Source organism: Aquicella siphonis (assembly GCF_902459485.1).
Classification (GTDB): Bacteria; Pseudomonadota; Gammaproteobacteria; order DSM-16500; family DSM-16500; genus Aquicella; species Aquicella siphonis.
Window position 1 is genome coordinate 1,469,211 of sequence record NZ_LR699119.1, and the last position, 18,430, is coordinate 1,487,640.

The following is an 18,430-nucleotide window of genomic DNA, read 5'->3' on the forward strand; positions in this document are numbered from 1 at the left end:
CTGACATGTTATTTTAAACCATTTTCAGCCCCTGAGATAAGATGACCATGTTGTTTGACCTTACCGATTCGGGATTCATCGAAGTCAGCGGAACAGATGCAGCCAAATTCCTGCAGGGTCAGCTGACTTGCGATGTCATGCAGGCCTCCGCTACGGCGTACCGCATGGGCGCGCACTGCAATCCGCAAGGACGCATCATCAGCCTGTTTCAGTTATTCTCTCATGAGGGAACCTTTTATTTATTCATGCCTGCAAACATGATCTCCATCGCCATCCAGGCATTGAAAAAATACGCCGTATTTTTCAAAGTCGCGCTAAAAGACGCCGGCAGCGGCTGGCGCGCCGTCGGCCTGCAAGGCGAATTGCCCGCGGACCTGTCAGGCACTCATTTATTGCGGGCCTCCCTCCCCGGACAGTCATCACGTCATATCATTGCGGGTGAACGGGCGGCCATCTCAGAGTTTTTACACCGGCATGGCCAGTCAGCTCACGGCAGCCTCGAGGAATGGAAACGTCTGGCCATTCTGGATGGATTACCCTCCATCTATCCGGAAACCTCGGGTAAAATCCTGCCGCACGAAATTAATCTTGTTGAATTGAACGCCATCAGCCTCGCGAAAGGCTGCTATACCGGCCAGGAAGTCATTGCTCGCATGCATTACAGAGGCAAACTCAAAACACATTTATACCAAGCGGGTTCCAATACCATCAATCTTCCGATACCTGGTTCAGATATCTATAGGGTTCATCACGGCGAACGGCGCGTGTGCGGAATGGTCATCGATGCCTGCAAAGGCGGCCCCGCTCATCCCACTCTGGTTTTGGTGAGCGCGAGTGACAAAACCCATCCCGACGAGCAATTTTGCCTGGACGATGATGACAAATCCATTTTGACCATTCTGCATGGATCCAGTCCGCATCCGTCAACATCCTATTGAAAAGCGAGAAAATCAATGTCAAAAAAAATTCGTATAGTGCTTGCCCAGCTTAATTTAACCGTGGGTGATATCTCCGGCAACCTGGAAAAGCATGTGCGCGCCGCTCATGACGCGCGCGACAAGCTTTCTGCAGACATGATTGTTTTTCCCGAGCTTAGCCTGATCGGTTATCCCTGCGAGGACCTGCTCCTGAGGAAAGCATTTATAGACGATGCCAGAAAAGCCTTGCATCAAATCAAGGCCACCGTCAAAAACATATATTGTCTAGTCGGCCACCCCTACACAGATCATCACCGTCTTTTCAACTCATGCTCGCTGATTTTTAACGGCAGGATACTCAGCCGGTACGATAAGCAGCGACTGCCCAACTATGGTGTTTTTGATGAATGCCGGTATTTCACGCCAGGAACCCGGACCTGCGTACAGACAGTAGAGGGAATTTCCGCAGGTCTGGTTATCTGCGAAGATTTGTGGAAAATCGGTCCGGTACAGGATGCGGCCACACAGGGAGCGCAAATCATCATTTCGCCCAATGCTTCCCCATTTGAAATCGACAAGCATGAACAACGCGTTGCCGTGATGGGAAAGCGCGCCGCACAGCACAGGCTGCCCATCGTGTATGTCAATCAGGTGGGCGGGCAAGATGATCTCATTTTTGACGGCGGCTCCATGGTGATAAACGCCCAGGGACATCTATGCCAGTTTGCCGGCTTTTTTAATGAGACTTTGCTGCCGGTCGATCTGACGCTGGACGCGGCACCGCAAGTTAGCGCATCAAAAATCTCTATCAGCTCTCATGAAGAGCGCGTCTATCAAGCCCTGGTATTGGGTGTGCGCGATTATGTTAACAAAAATCATTTTAACGGCGTCCTGGTTGGCGTTTCCGGAGGCATAGATTCCGCCTTGACACTCGCTGTCGCAGTCGATGCACTGGGCAAGGAACGCGTTCATGCTGTCATGATGCCGTCACGTTACACTTCGAAGATCAGCACGGAAGACTCTCTGACGCTCATCAATAACCTGGGCGTTTCTTCTGAAACCCTGTCCATTGAATCTGTCTACGAATCTTTTCTTGCTTCGCTCTCGCAAAGTTTCGCGGACAAGAAACCGGATATCACCGAAGAAAATATCCAGGCACGCTGCCGTGCCGTCATTCTGATGGCTTTATCCAACAAACACGGGCATCTGGTATTGACCACAGGCAACCGCAGTGAAATCGCAGTGGGTTATTGCACGCTTTATGGCGACATGGCAGGCGGATTCGCCGTATTAAAAGACGTACCCAAGACGCTGGTATACAAGCTTGCCGCATATCGCAACCAGCAACACCCTGTGATCCCCGCACGCACACTGGAAAGACCGCCCACAGCGGAACTGGCGCCGGACCAGAAAGATGAAGACACCTTGCCTCCTTACCCGGTATTAGATCGGATTCTCGAATGTTATTTAAACCAGTCGCAAAGTCTGGAAGAAATCATTGACCAGGGGTTTGACAGCCGCACCGTCCATCAAGTTGTAGCCATGATTAAAAAAAATGAATACAAGCGCAGGCAGGCTGCCATTGGACCGCGGATCAATCACAAATCTTTCGGCAAGGACTGGCGCTATCCGGTTACAAACGGCTTCAAAGGATAGAAGCCGTCTCAAAAGTACAAAACCTCTCTTAGAGGCAGTTTCTGGTCAGCCTTGAAACGGCTTTCCTCGAGAGTGTTCATCCGTACCAGAATTTCAGCTCAACACGTAGTCCGAATCATAATCGACTGTCACGTTCGGATAATTGTATTTCAATACTGACAAGGCATCCTGTTCCTGCTTGGTAAGGCCCAGCTTGCGGTAGGACTTGACCATCAACACCAGACCATCGACAACAGCCGGCGCACCCTGGAATCTTGCCACCAAACCACTCGCGCGATTGGCGGAAGCAGCATAAGCGCGACGATTGTAGTAATATTCTCCGACCCGCAATTCGTGATTAGCCAGCACATTACGCAGATACACCATGTATTGATGCGCGGATGGTGTGTATTTGCTTGTGGGAAAGCGCACCACCAGCTCGTTGAAGTCACTGTAGGATTTTTGAATTTGCGTCAGGTCGCGTGTCGCCAGGTCAATCAGGAACATGCGTTCCAGAATCCCCATATTCTGATAATAATCCGAAATGCCGCGCATATAATACGCATAATCCACATTGGGACTTGCGGGATGGATGCGGATAAAACGCTCCGCCGCCGCCACCGCCAGCGAGTATTCTTCTTTCATGTAATAAGCATAAATAATGTATAGCTGCGCTGACTCGGTCTCCGCGCCATAAGGATACTGCACATCCAGCGCTTCAAAACGTTTGATTGCTTCACTATAACTTTTATCCTGCAAGGCAGACTTCCCTTTGGCGTATATCTCCCTGGCTGACTCGCCTTTATAGGCATCCGCGGGATCGGTGGTAGAAGTTGAGCAGGCAGACAGGGCGCCTGTCATCAAAACAGCAGCGCATAATAATTTTATTTTATTCTTCATATAATCCATACCCAGTTTAAAAAACGGTAGTAAAAATGGGAGCCAGACACCCTCCCGCAAAAGCGCGGCACGCATAGTCACATTCTCGGCAATTTTTAATAGCGTCTTGGGAGGTGCATTGTAAACTAAATTCTGTCATCATTCACCGACTATGAATACCGATTCACAAAAAAAACGGCACACTTTCATTATTCCGGATATCCATGCTGACGAACGATTAGACCAGGCATTGGCCAGACTCATGCCGGAATATTCCCGCACGCAAATCAAGGATTGGCTGGACAGCGGTTCCATTCTGATCAACGGTCTTGCGGCGAAAGGCAAAACCAGAATCAAAGGCGGCGAAACCGTCACCGCCGAAATCCCTGTTATTACGCGGCCGCACTGGGAGGCTCAGCCCATTCCCCTGAATATCGTGCATGAAGATGACGCACTGATTCTTGTCAACAAGCCGGCGGGTCTGGTTGTCCATCCCGGCGCCGGCAATCAAGACCGCACCCTGATGAACGCGTTGCTGCATCATGATCCCGCGCTGCAAGCCCTGCCCCGAGCCGGCATTCTCCACCGCCTGGACAAGGATACCTCGGGACTGCTGATCATAGCGAAAACAGCCGCCGCGCTGAAACATTTGTCACTGCAATTAAAAAAGCGCAGCTTGCTGCGTGAATATCAGGCCATCGTTTATGGCACCATGATCAGCGGCGGCAGCGTCGACGCCCCGATCGACCGGCATCCCCTGCAACGCAAGCGCATGGCTGTTATTGACACCGGAAAGTCCGCCGTCACCCATTACCGGATTGCTGAAAAATTCAGGGCGCACACTCGATTGAAAATCCGCCTGGAAACAGGGCGCACCCATCAGATTCGTGTTCACATGGCCTATATTCGTCACCCCATTGTAGGTGACGCTGTCTACGGCGGCCGTATTCAGCTTGCGAAAGGACTGTCCGAACAACTCATCACCGCCTTGAGGCAATTCAAACGCCAGGCGCTGCACGCATTCGCGCTGGGATTGACCCATCCGGACACGGAAGAATTCATGCGCTGGGAAATTGATCTGCCGGAGGACATGAATCATCTCATCCAGGTATTACGAGAAGATTTGAACAGGAATGCCCCATGAAATACTTACAACCCGATTGGCCGGCGCCAAAAAATATCATGGCATACACGACCCTGCGCAGCGGTTTTGCCGGTCGTTATGCGCAGGCGGAGAATGAGACTGACCGCAGGGACGGCAGCAGTCAGTTACAAACGTGGTTACAACTTCCCCAGCCGCCAGTGTGGCTGAAGCAGACACATGGAACCGTTGTGGTGGCAGCCGCGCCAGAAAACCTTGACCGTGAAGCAGATGCATCCTTTGCATTTGAACCAGGCCAGGTGTGTGCAATACTGACCGCAGACTGTCTCCCCATTCTGATTTGCAATAAACAGGGGACGCGGGTTGCGGCGGTTCACGCGGGATGGCGCGGCCTTGCGGCAGGCATTGTCGAAGCCACCCTGGCTGCGATTCAGCAGCCCGCCCAGGATTTGCTGGTTTGGTTAGGCCCGGCGATAGGCCCTGGCAAGTTTGAAGTGGGTGAGGACGTTTTCCATGCATTTACCCGCTATCACCCGGGTTCCACCACCGCATTCGCGCCCTGCGCGCCTGGAAAATGGCTGGCCAACCTCTACGACCTGGCACGTATGCGGTTAAGTTTATCAGGTGTAACAAATACTTACGGAGGAGACTTCTGCACCTACAGCCAGCCAGACCTGTTTTATTCCTATCGCCGCGATAAAGGCAATACCGGGCGTATGGCAAGCCTGATCTGGATGAATCCCCGGGTATAATCCAGCCGTGACCGCACCCGTCATGCGCAGGAATATCTGTGGATTGGCAAAATTTAATGATAATATATTGAACTCCCTACCGCTCCATGAGTTGAAAGTGCCAGGGAGTCTGACTGGTCTAGAAATGTGAGGAAATAGCTTATGAAAATAGTTTCGCGTGCATCCTTGAGCATGATGATCATGCTGGTGTCCCTGATCATTTGCACAACCGGGTATTCCTCGATTCCCGTCCAGAACAGTCTTGCCCCCATGCTGAAAACCGTACTGCCCTCGGTTGTGAATATCAAAGCCGATATCAAAATCACTGACATCAACACCTTGCGGGAATTACAAAAACAGCGCAGCAAAAACAAGGACATGGATGACCAGGATCCGGGTTCATTCGTTTCTGTGGGATCCGGTGTGATTGTCGATGCCAAAAACGGCTATATCCTCACCAACGCACACGTTGTGGCTGATGCCCAGACCGTCACGATTACCCTGAGTGACGGCCATCATTACACCGCGAAAATATTGGGCATGGACAAGCCGTCCGATATTGCGTTGCTGCAAATTAGCGCCAAAAATCTGAGCGCCATACAGATGGGTAATTCCAATGATCTCAAGGTTGGTGATTTCGTTGCCGCCATTGGTAATCCATTCGGCCTGAACCAGACTGTGACCTCCGGTATAGTCAGCGCGCTGGGCCGCACGACACTGGGCATAGAAAACTATGAAAATTTCATTCAGACTGACGCGCCCATCAACCCGGGCAACTCCGGCGGCGCGCTGATCAACACCCAAGGCCAGCTCGTCGGCATTAACACAGCCATTCTCGCCCCCGATCGTGGCAGCATAGGAATCGGTTTCGCCATTCCGGCCAACATGGCAAAAAGCGTCATGCTGCAGCTCCTGGAATATGGCAACGTGAAGCGCGGTGTGCTGGGCATAGGCGCGCAAGACATCACGCCGGAACTCGCGAGCGCTTTTAACATCAACGATGCGAAAGGCGCGGCGGTAACGCAAATCCTGCCAAATTCGCCGGCAGAACAGGCGGGCGTCCAGGTAGGCGACATTATTACTTCCATCAACGGCGCTGAAATCAAGAGCGCCAGCGATGTGGTCAATACGATAGGCTTCCTGCGCGTGGATTCAAAAGTCAATCTGAGCGTGTTGCGCAACAACAAACCTATCACCATCAACGTGACCTTGTCTGACTCCAAGAAACGCAAGCTGCTCGTGGCGCAAAAAGATCCCTTCCTTTATGGTGTGGGGTTGAAAAACTTCAGCGTACTGAGCCCGGTCCACGGTAACGTACAAGCTGTGCTGGTTGCCTCTGTGGAACGTGACAGCAATTCCTGGCATTCAGATTTGCGGCCCGGGGATGTCATCACTTCCGTAAATCAGCATAAGATTAACAATATTGATGAGTTAAAAACTGCAACAGCCAAATCAGGCAAGGAATTATTGCTGAATGTATTGCGCGGTTCCAGTGCGATATTTCTGGTCATCAACAAGGAATCCTGATTGTAAAATCTCTCTGGACAATGGAAAATGTCCGGCTAACCGTACCAGAAGGCATGAAGACAGGCACCGGGCTTTAGACAAGCCCGGCCATATCTTCTTGAGGTCCGGCCTCTCATCACAACAATGAATTTGAGTGTAATAATAAAAATCCAGGAGCCATTCCGTCATGTCCAGACCCATGTCAAAAATGCTGATTTATACCGGCATTTTTTTCGCCATCCTCTTCGGTATTTACGGTGTGAAAAAAATCCTGTTCATGTGGTATATGTCGCATTATCAGCCGCCTGCGGTCACCATTTCCGAAACCACTGCCAAGCGCATGGCCTGGCAGTCTTACCTTAACGCGGTCGGAACATTAAATGCCGTTAACGGCGTTGATCTTTCCTCCGAAGCCGCAGGTATCATTGAAGAGCTGCGGTTTAATTCCGGACAATATGTCAGAAAAGGCGACGTCATCCTCTCCATGCGCTCACATAACGAGCAGGCGACGCTCAAGAACAATCAGGCCACTCTTCAGCTGGCACGAATCAATTATGAACGGGAAAAAACCCTGTTTGATAAACACGTCTCTTCGAAGGCGGCCCTGGACTCACGCTATGCGGAACTATTGAGAGCACAAGCCGGCGTCGAATCTGCCCAGGCTCAAATCCAGCAAAAAACCATCACGGCGCCATTCGATGGCAGACTGGGCATAAGACAGGTCAACCTGGGGCAATATGTATCGCCCGGCACAGTCCTGGTGACATTGCAGTCACTCGATCCCTTATATGTTTCGTTCAGTCTGCCGGAACAATACCTGGCTGATTTATATCTGGGACAAAACATAGATGTCAGCGTGAATTTTGGAAAGGGCAAAACGGTTCAGGGCACCATCACAGCCATCAATTCCAAGGTGGAACCCAGTTCCCGCAATGTACTGGTGCAAGCCACCATTCCCAACCCGAATTATCAGCTTTATCCGGGTATGTACGGCCTGGTAAAAATCTGGCTGAAAAAAGACAAGGAAATGCCGGTGGTGGTACCGCAGACCGCCATCTCATACAGTCTGAGCGGAGATTACGTTTTCATTATTAAGAATGAATCGGATAACAAAAATGAAAAAAACCTGCATGTCTATCGTCAGTATGTCAAGGTTGGCGAGCGTCGCGACAGTGAAGCGACCATTCTCGAAGGGTTGAAGCCCGGCGACAGTGTCGTCACTTCCGGACAGCTGAAATTGCAGAATGGAACCCGCGTCGTAATTGATAACAGCGTGGAACTGTCATGATGAATTTTACAGATCTTTTTATTAAACGTCCCGTGCTTGCCTGCGTGGTCAGCCTTATGATTCTGTTATTCGGATTGCGCGCGCTGGGCACGCTGGAATTGCGTCAATTTCCAAAAATGGAAAACAGTGTCATTACCATCATGACCGCATATCCTGGAGCAAGCTCAGACCTGATCCAGGGATTCATCACCAGTCCCATTGAAAAGTCCGTTGCAAGCGCGGACGGCATAGACTACCTGACTTCACAGAGTGTGGACGGACTAAGCAGTATCACCGCCTATATCCGCCTGAATTATGATCCCAATGTCGCCATGACCGACATCATGTCCAAAGTCTCCCAGGTCAGCAACCAGCTGCCCAAGGAAAGCAATCAGCCTGTCATTCAGAAATCATCCGGGGGACATACGGATCTGATGTATATTGGCTATAGCAGCAAACTGATGTCCAATGTGCAGATTACTGATTATCTGTCCCGCGTGGTTCAGCCCAAATTGCAAACCGTGGCCGGCGTCGCCAATGCCGAAATATTGGGCGGCAAAGTCTATGCCATGCGTGTGTGGCTGAATGCTGAAAAAATGGCATCGCTGCATGTCTCTGCGACTGATGTCACCACCGCCCTGCAAAAACAGAATTTTCAAACCGCGGCCGGACAAACAAAGGGCAAATATGTCTTGTTTAACATCAATGCCAAGACAAACCTGGAAAACCCTGAACAATTCCGGGAAATCCTCATCAAAAACCAGAATGGCGCGTTGATACGCCTCAAGGACATAGGCACGGTTGAGTTGGGAGCCGCCAACGAAGATTCCTCGGTGAAGTTTAACGGCAAAAACGGTGTATTCATTGGAATCAAATCGGTGCCCACCGCAAACCCGCTTACCGTCATCGACGATGTAAAAAAACTGCTTCCCGAAATCGCACAGAATTATCCTCCCGCTTTGGAAAGCCGTATTGTTTATGACAGCACGGAATATATTCGCAGCTCTATTCATGAAGTCATTACCAGTATCGTGGAAGCAACCTTAATCGTGATACTGGTGATCTTTGCTTTTATCGGCGCGGCTCAGGCCGTTGTAATACCGGTCATCACCATCCCCTTGTCCTTGATCGGTGTTTGTTCTCTCATGTATGCGATGGGTTATTCCATCAACCTGCTAACTCTCCTCGCCATGGTGATAGCCATCGGCCTTGTGGTGGACGATGCCATCGTCGTGGTGGAAAATATCTACCGGCATATCGAGGAAGGCCTGACCCCCTATGAAGCGGCACTGACCGGCGCACGGGAAATTGCCGGGCCCATCATCTCCATGACCACCACTCTGGCGGCTGTTTATGCGCCCATCGGGTTCATGACAGGCCTGACAGGCGCATTATTCAAGGAATTCGCCTTTACACTGGCGTTTGCTGTCATTCTCTCCGGTATTATTGCCCTCACGCTCTCCCCCATGATGTGTTCAAAAATCCTGAACTCCAGCATGATGCAGCAACGCTTGGTCCGATATATTGACGGCGTATTTGAAAACCTCAGACACAGATATGCGCGCAAGTTACGGACCGTGCTTGAATACCGCAAGGTAGCAGCCGTGTTTGCAGGATTGATGCTCGCGGGCTGTCTGCTCGTCGCCGCGACAACACCCACCGAGCTCGCGCCCGATGAAGATCAGAGCATTGTGTTTTTATCCATGGCAACGCCCAAATATGCCAATCTGGATTACACGGAAAAATTTACTGACAAACTCACTCCGATTTTTAAATCCATTCCGGAAACGCAGGACTTTTTTGTCGTCAACGGCAATGGATCTGTCAACAGCGCCATCTCCGGACTGATCTTGAAACCCTGGAACGAGCGCAAGAAATCTCAAGCCAACGTTTTGGAGCAATTGCAGCCGCGTCTTAAAAATATTGCCGGGCTGAACGCCGTGGCATTTCCCCTGCCCTCCCTGCCGGGAAACCAGAGCGGCCTGCCAGTGCAATTCGTTGTTACCTCGACGGAAGATGCCGCCCTCATCTACCAAGTCCTGAGCAAATTAATGGAATCCGCCAGGAAAAGCGGTTTATTTATCTATGTAGACACCGATCTGAAATTTGAAAAACCCACGCTGGAAGTTCATATAGACAATAACAAGGCGGCCAGCATGGGTATCAGCATGCAAAATGTAGGGACATCGCTCGCCGCGCTGTTAGGCGGGAATTACTCCAACCGTTTCAGCGCATATGGCCAGAGTTACGAAGTCATCCCCCAGGTATTCCGCACAGACCGTTTTAACCCGGAAAAAATCAATGATTATTATATTACGACGGAAACCGGCAGTTCCGTACCGTTATCCAGTATAGTTACACTGAACACCTCAACCCAGGCGAATGAATTGTATCATTTCCAGCAGCTCAATTCGGCCACGCTTTCCGCCATGATGATGCCGGGCAAATCCATACCTGAAGGTTTGAGTTTTTTACAAAAGGAAGCCGGGAAAATCTTTCCCGCCGGATTCAGCTATGATTTTGCCGGCCAGTCTCGTCAGCTGATTCAGGAAGGCAATACCATGTTATATACCTTCTTTTTCGCGCTGATCATCATCTATCTTGTCCTGTCGGCCCAGTTCGAAAGTTTTCGCGATCCACTTATCATTCTGATCAGCGTGCCTCTGTCTGTCATAGGCGCGTTACTGCCTTTGCATCTTGGGCTGGCAAAATTGAATATTTATACCGGAATCGGCCTGGTCACACTTATTGGCTTAATCAGCAAACATGGAATCCTGATTGTTGAATTCGCAAACCAGCTTCAGGCGCAGGAAGGTTTGAGCATTCACGATGCCATCATCAAGTCCGCGACATTGCGACTGCGGCCCATCTTGATGACAACCGTGGCCATGGTGTTAGGTGTATTTCCATTGATTCTGGCAAGCGGAGCCGGCGCTTCAAGCCGCTTTGACATCGGGCTGGTCATCGCGTTTGGCATGACCATAGGCACTGGTTTCACGCTCTTTATTGTTCCAACCATGTATACCTATCTGGCCAGACGCGTTGCGCATGTCGCGGCCATAGACAAGCTCCAGACACATACGATAAAGGAAGCCGCTACGTAAGTAATAATCGAGATAAAACCCTGTTGAAAGCAAGCTGAACGCAGATGTGTTTTTTTTTGCATGCTCACACCGCAGCAGAAACCCTCTGCCGCAGCATGATGATGCATTTAGGCAAAAACATTGATCAAGAACGCTTAACTTTCATTCCCTTGGATTCCTGATGCTGCTTCATATGATCGTAGATTTTTTCCGCCGCCTCAATCACGACACCTGTCGCCGCTCCCTGGATGCCCATGCGCAAGGCTGTAGTCTTGAAAAACCCGCGGTAAAACCTTGCCAGACCACCTTCACGGCATAACGAAACCGCTTCAGGTATCAAACGGCTTCCATTCAGTTTCTGGTTATTGGCAATCACAGAAAGAGGATTGCTGAAAATAGCGCCAAAAAATCCGGCAAGACTGCCGGCCAGCAGCGGATTAGGTACGACGCTTGAAATAATCGGAAGCATGCCGAAGAATGCGCCGAACTGCACGCCATCACGCAATGCTGTCGAGTGCACCCTGCGGAATAACGCTTTCCAGTCTAACTCTCTGATCTGGGAGACAGGCTGGTTATTGTAACGCAGCGCCTTGATGACTGAGACAGGGCTAGTCACATAGACGGTTAAAATACCTGCGAAAAAGCCGGCCAGTTTGGGATTAAAAGCGGAATCCGGATTGATTTCTTGCAGCCGTTGTTCAAAGAAGGCCTTGGCCGGGAACATGAATATGTTTTTCAAGGAAGCATTGACGATACCTGGAAAATAACCGGAAAACGGTTTTCTGAAGGCAGTAGACAAAGCCAGGGAAAACGAAGGTGATGCATGACCATGCATGGTCTGGTAGGCAAACGCAATTTTGTCAACCGGAAAAGTCAGTGTTGAAGAAACAGGGCCAACCATGAGTCCGGTGAATATCGCTTTCATATAATAATGAAAAAATCCTTTCTCGGACGCTTTTGCAGCCAATGGAATGGATGACTCGCTTGATCTTCTGGTATTGCTCATAATCTCCTCGGCTTTTGCTTTTTAATAGTTTTGGCTGGCCGGCATTATATAGAATTCACATTAAAATGACCTTAAGAATCTTGGTCTTGTCCCTGTTGTTGTCATCCGCCATACAGAGCTTGAAAGATGGATAAATTCGTTATAGGTTTAAGACTTATCTAAATAATTGAGGAGGTATGCACCATGTCTGGTCCGAGATTATTCCGTCAATCCGCAAACCCTAATTCGGGAGCCGCCAAATCGCCGGCACAAAACCGCTTCGAGCCGGCTAAAAGCTGCGCCACACAGGCATCTTCTCAGAATGCTTACCGTACCCTGTTCCAGGTTATATCCGACAATATTAACCCCAGGCCTGACCAGATGTACGAACCTGTAATGCCGGCATTTAAAGCCTATATAGCAAGCCGTTGATAATAATAGATAAAAATGATCCGTACCCCGCGCGTTAATAATTTGCCATAATTTGGCAAGTTGTTAACGTGCGCTTAACCTGAACAGGTTATGATAATCCTCATCCCAGAATGACTGGTAAGCGCATGACAAAACTTAACAAACTGAATACCTTCGCCCTGACGCTGTTGATCACGGGCGCCATCGACAGCATTCGCAATCTGCCTGCTTCTGCACTGTTTGGCAGCACGCTGATTTTTTTCTTTGTCTTTTCCGCTATTGTTTTTCTCATTCCCTCCGCGCTGGTTTCGGCTGAACTCACGGCCAACGTGGACGAAGGCGGTATCTACCAGTGGGCACGACTCGCATTCGGCGAACGCATAGGATTTCTGGCTGTCTGGCTGCAATGGATCAATAACCTGGTATGGTTTCCAACGATTCTCTCCTTTATTGCCGGCACAGCGGCTTATCTGATTGATCCCGCGCTCGCGCAAAACAAATATTATATGGTCGGAATCATTTTATCCCTGTTCTGGCTGTTGACACTGGTCAACTTACGCGGTGTCCGTGTCTCAGCCAAATTCACAAGTTTTTGCGCTGTCACTGGATTGATAATTCCCATGATCCTGATTATCTCTCTGCTAATTATCTGGCTGGCCATGGGAAAACCGCTGCAGATTGAACTGACGCGCGCCACTCTGTTTCCCAGCTGGCAGCATACGGATAACTGGATGGCGCTCACCGCCGTGATGCTTGGCTTCGCCGGAATGGAACTGGCTTCCGTGCACATTAAGGACGTGAATAATGCGCAAAAAACCTTTCCCAGGGCACTCGCCTTTTCCAGCCTGATCATTCTGGCTACCATGATGCTGGGATCTCTCGCCATCGCGTTTGTTTTGCCTGCGGATAAAATCAACCTGGTGAATGGCACCATCCAGACATTTGCTTACTTCCTGTCTGCGTATCATTTAACGTGGCTGATTCCTGTGCTGACCATATTACTTGTGATCGGAAGTCTAGGCGGCGTCATCAGCTGGGTCATCTCACCCGTCAAAGGGCTGGGACAAGCGGCCCGTCATGGATTCCTGCCGCCTTTTTTTGAAAAACACAATCGTCATGGCGTGCCGCAAAATCTGTTGATTACTCAAGCCGTGCTCGTCAGCGCAGTGTGTCTGGCCTTTCTATTCCTGCCCAGCGTAAACGCTTCATACTGGCTGCTCACAGCGCTGACAACCCAGTTATATATGCTTATGTATGTGATCATGTTCTTGAGCGGTCTGCGCCTGCGTCACAAGCTGCGCTATACCGGCGACACTTTTGTCATACCAGGAAAACAAGCCGGAGCATGGATAGTCTGCCTGCTGGGATTGATAGGCTGCGCCATTACACTCCTGGTCGGATTTATCCCGCCCAATAACATCAATATAGGCAGCAGTGCAAGATATGAAATTCTCTTCTGCAGCGGCATAGGGATCATGCTGTTGCCGATTCTGTTTTTCTATTGGTACCAGAATAGCACCGTGTTGACAGCGCCGCCCCTGGAAGAGCCTGAACTGGAAAGTATCTGATTAATACTGACAGAATCCAGTCCCGCCCTCTTGCGCTGGCTTGCCTTGAATGAGCATTCACCCGACAAGATGTCTTCCCGGCTTGTTCGCAGACGGATTATCGTACACCAGTTCCGTGTAAGAAAATCCGCTTACATCCTGCTTGTTGTATACGGCTTCTACCTTGCAATACCCTTCCCAGTAGCCATGCAGTTCTTGTTCAGGAAACACAGCTGCATTTCGGATCTTCAGTCCCAGCTTCGGGAAATCAAAGGTAAACGTCATGGGGAATGCGATAGATAGTTTGGGATCAAACCAGTAATCATCGCGCGTAACGCTAAAATCCTTATAGGGGATAAATCGCATTTCGCCAGACGGTAAAATAATATTCGCAAGGCCGCTGACAACCATGTGATTTTTATATTCAATATTGAGGAACACGTTGGCGACCAGGCCATTTTCCAGACGGATGCTAAACCACTCCCATCCGTTCTTTTGCACATTAAAATCACCCCATTGATGATCCATCCAGGAATCGCCTTTCTGCATTCTGATCTGATATGTTGCATTGTTGATAGTGACTGTGCCAGTGGTGTTGAAATGGGCGATGGAATAGTAATATGAGTTGGTATCATTGGGCATAGGCATCAATCCGTTTTGATTGATGAGAAAAGGCCGCGCAACCGGCTCCAGAGTCAAATCCAGTTTCAAAAACGTATTTTCATTTTGACTTTGCGCCTTGAGAATATACACTTCTCTTCCATTGATTGTGGTTTTCTTCAGCGAATAGTCATCCTCAATTACAATGTCCAGTTTATCCGTCGCAAGTTTCCCGGTATTGTAAGGATAATTGTTCGCAACGCCATAAGTTTGTTTCCGGTCCAGGTCCGCAAGCTGAATATGCAGCATGGGCTGGGTGATCATACCGCCCATGGCAGCCGCATTAAACAGAGCGATATCATACGTCAGATTTCTGCCCTCGTCTGTTTTGAGCCTGCCATTCAGATACCACCATTCTATCAATTGATTAAAAGCATATGGCACGTTTTTATAATGAGCGCCTTCATCCCTGGGAAAAGAGAGAGGGAAGTAAGGCAGACTCGCAAAGGAAAATTGAGAAATCAATAACAGTACAAAAGCAAGATAACACTTACGCACAACAGACTCCTTCCATTAGTCTTTTATCCAAAAAAATGATTTGATGTCAAGTCAGCGCAGCAGCAACAACAGTTCAACCATTCTTCCCGTTAAACATGCCGTCAATGCCTGCCGCTTTTGCAATTGACAGGATATCTTCAGACAAATGCTCAAAGCGGATTTTCTTGTTCTGCTGTCTGGCCAGCCTGATCCATTCCACCATCAGCGCCAAACCCGAGCTGTCGCTGGATTGCAGACGGGAAAAATCAAAAACCAGCTCATGACAGCTGGATATCTGCTGCAAACTCTTCTGATATACCAGCATGACGTTGGCAAACTGCAAATCGCCTGTCACAACAAGGTGATGGTTTTCAATCATGATATCTGCTTGTTTTTGCATGAATGTCCGGCCTAGCGTTTATTATGCCCGGAGAGACGATTCAAAAGGGTATTCATGTCGCCTTGCGACAAAATATCGGCAAACTGCGCCCGGAAGCTGCTCAGCATGCTCACGCCCTCGACCGACATGTCATACAGCCTCCAGCCTCCGCCAGTCCGCACCAGACGATAAGTGACATTGATAGGCTGATTCGATGAACTAATAATCTGGCTGTTGACCTCCACCGTGTTGCCGCCGGTTCCGCCGCGTACCGGAAAAAACTTGATGGTCTGGTCTTGATAATTGGTAAGTGCCGACGCATAGGTGCGAATCACCGTGGTCGTAAACAGCTTTTGAAATTCCTGCTTCTGGGCGGAAGTAGCATTATTCCAGATACGCGGCGGCAGCACACGCTTGGACATTTCGTTAAGATTGGCATAGGGCACAACATATTGATACGCCAGATTATAAACAATGCTGGGCTTGGTCTTTAAAGTCGCCTTGTTCTTTTTCAACCCTGCGATCATGTTGTTCGCAATATATTGCAGCAGTGAAACCGGATCGCCGGTAGGCGCAGCCTGAACCGTTGCAGCGATAGAAAACCAGCCAAATACAAGTAAAACGAACGCCAGAACAACATTATTTCTTCGCATGAGTATCTCCATCTTCTTCACTGTTGTTATTTCCATTGTTCTTGATGTTATAAATAAACTGTCCGATCAGCTTTTCCAGCACCATGGCGGAATTCGTCATTTCGATCTTGCTGCCGCTTTTCAGGTAAGTGGTATTATACATGGGCGAAATGGCGATGTAATTATCACCCAGAAGCCCCGAAGTATAAATTCCCGCGGAAGAATCATCCGGAATATCATTAAACTTCTGATAGATGTTCATGGTAACAACAGCCTTGAAGGTCACAGGATCAAGATCTATGCGTGACACTTCACCAATTTGCACACCTCCGATTTTAACCGGAGAGCGGATCTTCAGCCCGCCAATATCATCAAAATTCGCTGTCACAGGATAACTCTTTTCCGGAAACAGGCTGGTCAAGCCGCTAACCTGAAACGCGAGAACGGTCAAAGACACGGCGGCCAATATGAGAAACAAACCCACCAGGCTTTCAATAAATCGTTGCGGCAGCATTACCACTCCCCTATCATCATGGCTGTTAATACAAAATCCAATCCGAGCACAGCCAGTGAGGCATAAACAACAGAGCGCGTGGTCGCGCTTGCAATGCCGGCTGATGTCGGTACGGCAAAATAACCCTGGAACACGGCGATCCAGGTAACAGCGGCGCCAAAGACCACACTTTTCAGTATGCCATTGACAATATCCGCATGGAATTCCACGGAAGACTGCATATTGGACCAGAACACGCCGGCATCGACGCCCAGCCATTTCACGCCCACCAGATAAGCTCCATAAATTGCGGTCGCGTTAAAAATCATGGTCAGCAAGGGCATGGAAACAAATCCACCCCAGAACCGGGGTGAAATCACCCGCCGCAGCGGATCCACTGCCATCATTTCCATGCTGGACAATTGTTCCGTGGCTTTCATCAAACCAATTTCTGCCGTGACCGCAGACCCGGCCCGTCCGGCGAACAAAATCGCGGTGACCACGGGACCCAGTTCTCGCGCTACGCTTAAAGCCACCAACGGCCCTAGTTCTTGCGACGCGCCAAACTTGGACAACGTGTGATACCCTTGCAGCGCCAAGACCATGCCAATAAAGAGGCTGGACACAATGATAATCAAGAGGGACAAGACCCCTTCTGAGTAAACCTGCTGAACTACCAGGGGCAGGCCTTTTCTGACATTGGGCGGATAAAACAAGACCCTATACAGCAACAGGCCAGCCTTGCCGAATTGCCGCAATGTCTCAATACCCCAATGTCCGAGCAAGATAACGCGCTCAATCATGCTTCCGCTCCTTGCAGGAAATCTTCAACCAGCGGTATGGCCGGATAATCAAAAGGAACAGGGCCATCAGGCAGACCCTGAATAAATTGCTGCAGCTGCAGGGACGAATCGTTGGCTATCGCTGCCGGCGATCCCTGGCCCACGACTCTTTGATTCACAATCACATAAACATAATCCGCTATGTGCATGGTTTCCTGAACATCGTGCGAAACGATAATGCTGGTCAGGCCCAGGGCGTCATTCAACATTCGCACCAGCTTCACCAATACCCCCATGGAAATCGGATCCTGGCCTGTGAACGGCTCATCATACATGATTAATTCAGGATCCAGCGCGACCGCTCTTGCCAGCGCGACACGCCTCGCCATCCCCCCGGATAACTCGTTGGGCATTAAGCGCCAGGCACCACGCAAACCCACCATTTGCAGTTTCATCAACACGATGGTATGGATCATGGACTCAGACAACCGAGTGTGCTCGCGCAAAGGAAAAGCGACATTTTCATATACGTTCAGATGAGTAAACAGGCCGCCGCCCTGAAACAGCATGCCCATGCTTTTCCGCAGCTGGTACAGTTCTTTGTGCGAGAGCGAGTGTATGGTCTTGCCCGCCACCCTGACTTCACCGGAAGACGGCGACAACTGGCCGCCTATGAGACGAAGCAATGTGGTCTTGCCCGTTCCGCTAGGACCCATGATCGCAGTGACCTTCCCGCGCGGGATGACGATGTCCACATCTTGAAAAACGACTTTCCCGTTTTCATGTTGAAAAGACATCTTACTGATTTCAATTAGATTTTCTTGCCTGGTCATAGTCATCAAGTTTCGCAAATGACGCGAAAAATAGCTAGCCCTCTGATTATCCGTTGTGTCAAGGGAATATACCTTTTGCACTATAAATTCAGGCGCATCATACCTGAATAT

17 protein-coding genes are annotated in these 18,430 nt (G+C 49.7%); 9 read left to right on the forward strand and 8 right to left on the reverse strand.

The genetic code is table 11. The features are described from left to right. The first annotated feature begins 41 nt into the window (after positions 1-41). Together ygfZ and AQULUS_RS06930 are read left to right on the forward strand one after the other, a co-directional pair. Entirely contained in the window at positions 42-938 is an 897-nt protein-coding gene (ygfZ, locus tag AQULUS_RS06925) for a CAF17-like 4Fe-4S cluster assembly/insertion protein YgfZ (RefSeq protein ID WP_148339351.1), read from the forward strand. Between the two features lie 15 nt (positions 939-953). Further along, complete coding sequence (locus AQULUS_RS06930; RefSeq protein WP_148339352.1) at positions 954-2,573, forward strand: NAD+ synthase; 1,620 nt, start codon at positions 954-956, stop codon at positions 2,571-2,573. Positions 2,574-2,666: 93 nt separating this feature from the next. Here the strand turns inward: AQULUS_RS06930 and AQULUS_RS06935 are convergent, their stop codons facing one another. Continuing rightward, positions 2,667-3,452 (reverse strand): outer membrane protein assembly factor BamD, encoded by a 786-nt coding sequence (locus tag AQULUS_RS06935; protein ID WP_172622770.1) that lies wholly within the window; start codon positions 3,450-3,452, stop codon positions 2,667-2,669. A 151-nt stretch (positions 3,453-3,603) separates the two neighbouring features. Here AQULUS_RS06935 and rluD point away from each other — a divergent pair, with 151 nt between their 5' ends. The 5 genes from rluD to AQULUS_RS06960 all read left to right on the forward strand — a co-directional run bounded on the left by rluD (position 3,604) and on the right by AQULUS_RS06960 (position 11,141). Beyond that, complete coding sequence (rluD, locus tag AQULUS_RS06940) at positions 3,604-4,575, forward strand: 23S rRNA pseudouridine(1911/1915/1917) synthase RluD (protein ID WP_148339354.1); 972 nt, start codon at positions 3,604-3,606, stop codon at positions 4,573-4,575. Further along, positions 4,572-5,285 carry a peptidoglycan editing factor PgeF gene (pgeF, locus tag AQULUS_RS06945; protein WP_148339355.1) on the forward strand — a complete coding sequence of 238 codons (714 nt, stop codon included), beginning with the start codon at positions 4,572-4,574 and terminating at the stop codon, positions 5,283-5,285. Before rluD ends, pgeF begins: the two co-directional genes overlap by 4 nt. Positions 5,286-5,426: 141 nt before the next feature. Continuing rightward, complete coding sequence (locus tag AQULUS_RS06950) at positions 5,427-6,791, forward strand: Do family serine endopeptidase (RefSeq protein WP_232051851.1); 1,365 nt, start codon at positions 5,427-5,429, stop codon at positions 6,789-6,791. A gap of 166 nt (positions 6,792-6,957) precedes the next feature. After that, positions 6,958-8,058: an efflux RND transporter periplasmic adaptor subunit gene (locus AQULUS_RS06955; RefSeq protein ID WP_148339356.1), complete on the forward strand. Its 1,101-nt coding sequence runs from the start codon at positions 6,958-6,960 to the stop codon at positions 8,056-8,058. Further along, the gene (locus AQULUS_RS06960) at positions 8,058-11,141 is read left to right on the forward strand and encodes an efflux RND transporter permease subunit (protein WP_148340302.1); all 3,084 of its coding nucleotides are present in this window, start codon (positions 8,058-8,060) and stop codon (positions 11,139-11,141) included. The genes AQULUS_RS06955 and AQULUS_RS06960 overlap by 1 nt, the downstream gene beginning before the upstream one ends. Positions 11,142-11,265: 124 nt before the next feature. Here the strand turns inward: AQULUS_RS06960 and AQULUS_RS06965 are convergent, their stop codons facing one another. Next, the gene (locus AQULUS_RS06965; protein WP_148339357.1) at positions 11,266-12,126 is read right to left on the reverse strand and encodes a hypothetical protein; all 861 of its coding nucleotides are present in this window, start codon (positions 12,124-12,126) and stop codon (positions 11,266-11,268) included. Positions 12,127-12,309: 183 nt separating this feature from the next. Between AQULUS_RS06965 and AQULUS_RS06970 the strand changes: the two genes are divergently transcribed. Then, positions 12,310-12,537 carry a hypothetical protein gene (locus tag AQULUS_RS06970; protein ID WP_148339358.1) on the forward strand — a complete coding sequence of 76 codons (228 nt, stop codon included), beginning with the start codon at positions 12,310-12,312 and terminating at the stop codon, positions 12,535-12,537. A 125-nt stretch (positions 12,538-12,662) separates the two neighbouring features. Beyond that, entirely contained in the window at positions 12,663-14,084 is a 1,422-nt protein-coding gene (locus tag AQULUS_RS06975) for an APC family permease (protein WP_148339359.1), read from the forward strand. A gap of 57 nt (positions 14,085-14,141) precedes the next feature. Here the strand turns inward: AQULUS_RS06975 and AQULUS_RS06980 are convergent, their stop codons facing one another. From AQULUS_RS06980 to AQULUS_RS07005, 6 genes are all read right to left on the reverse strand, one after another. Continuing rightward, the gene (locus AQULUS_RS06980) at positions 14,142-15,221 is read right to left on the reverse strand and encodes a lipocalin-like domain-containing protein (protein WP_148339360.1); all 1,080 of its coding nucleotides are present in this window, start codon (positions 15,219-15,221) and stop codon (positions 14,142-14,144) included. Positions 15,222-15,294: 73 nt separating this feature from the next. After that, positions 15,295-15,600 carry an STAS domain-containing protein gene (locus AQULUS_RS06985; protein WP_148339361.1) on the reverse strand — a complete coding sequence of 102 codons (306 nt, stop codon included), beginning with the start codon at positions 15,598-15,600 and terminating at the stop codon, positions 15,295-15,297. Between the two features lie 11 nt (positions 15,601-15,611). Beyond that, on the reverse strand, positions 15,612-16,232 hold the full coding sequence (locus AQULUS_RS06990) for an MlaC/ttg2D family ABC transporter substrate-binding protein (protein WP_172622771.1): 621 nt from the start codon (positions 16,230-16,232) through the stop codon (positions 15,612-15,614). Next, the gene (gene mlaD / locus AQULUS_RS06995) at positions 16,219-16,725 is read right to left on the reverse strand and encodes an outer membrane lipid asymmetry maintenance protein MlaD (RefSeq protein ID WP_148339363.1); all 507 of its coding nucleotides are present in this window, start codon (positions 16,723-16,725) and stop codon (positions 16,219-16,221) included. The genes AQULUS_RS06990 and mlaD overlap by 14 nt, the downstream gene beginning before the upstream one ends. Next, positions 16,725-17,507 carry a lipid asymmetry maintenance ABC transporter permease subunit MlaE gene (gene mlaE / locus AQULUS_RS07000; protein WP_148339364.1) on the reverse strand — a complete coding sequence of 261 codons (783 nt, stop codon included), beginning with the start codon at positions 17,505-17,507 and terminating at the stop codon, positions 16,725-16,727. The genes mlaD and mlaE overlap by 1 nt, the downstream gene beginning before the upstream one ends. Continuing rightward, complete coding sequence (locus AQULUS_RS07005; RefSeq protein ID WP_232051852.1) at positions 17,504-18,283, reverse strand: ABC transporter ATP-binding protein; 780 nt, start codon at positions 18,281-18,283, stop codon at positions 17,504-17,506. Before AQULUS_RS07005 ends, mlaE begins: the two co-directional genes overlap by 4 nt. Between the last annotated feature and the right edge of the window lie 147 nt (positions 18,284-18,430).